1 protein-coding gene is annotated in these 773 nt (G+C 33.4%); it reads left to right on the top strand.

The genetic code is table 11. The features are described from left to right. Window positions 1–373 (top strand): hypothetical protein (locus HMPREF0023_RS08765; protein ID WP_223804346.1); only part of this gene is annotated, 373 nt, incomplete at its 5' end. Between the last annotated feature and the right edge of the window lie 400 nt (window positions 374–773).

Here is a 773-nt window from a genome sequence, read left to right as displayed (position 1 = left end):
AGTGCGAACTGATCATGAAAGTAAACCAGATGAAATATTTGGATGTAAGATTTTATTTGTCCGTGATTATTCTTATCGATTTGGTTTTTTTGAATTTGATGATTTAGATAAATATAGAAATTATCAATTCAATGAAAATTTTAGAAAGTATGAAGACGGTTTCAATATACCCAAAAATTTACCCTCACTATATGAGTTGAAACCTTGGGAAGCATCACTCCCAAAACAACCCGAATTTGATTATGTTTTAAGAATTCCATTTTCAGTCCTAGAAATATTTAAAAGTGCAAATATTTCAAAGAATGAAATGGAGGAAAGAAAGCGCAATTACGGTATTCGGAAGGGAATCTATGAACCTGAATCTCGGTTTTAGTAATTTGCAGTGAAATGCAGTATCACAAAATTAGCCTAAGCCACAGAAGAACCTAATATCAACAAGCTTACAAAGCCCTTTATCCAATGACCCTCCTTGCAGTAAATCAGCCCTATTTGTAAACCGCAGGTGGGGTGGGCAACTGCGCGGGGCCGTCCAAGGCTACTGGATAGCTTAAATGACAATTATTCTTATTTAAATATTTCTGCATAAAAAACAATGATTTACTTGATAATGTTCGGAAAGGAAGCGAAAATACTTATCATAAAGTTAGTTAAGTTGTTGTTTTTAGAGGAAATAATATGAAAAACTTAGACGTGGTTAAAAACAATATTGATAGAGCTAAAGAAAAGCTTTTGATATTGAATGAGCAGCTAACTGAGTTGGCTCAAACTGATTG

It is taken from the genome of Acinetobacter sp. ATCC 27244 (assembly GCF_000156555.1).
Taxonomy (GTDB): domain Bacteria; phylum Pseudomonadota; class Gammaproteobacteria; order Pseudomonadales; family Moraxellaceae; genus Acinetobacter; species Acinetobacter haemolyticus.
This window is presented reverse-complemented; position numbering and strand designations above follow the sequence as displayed.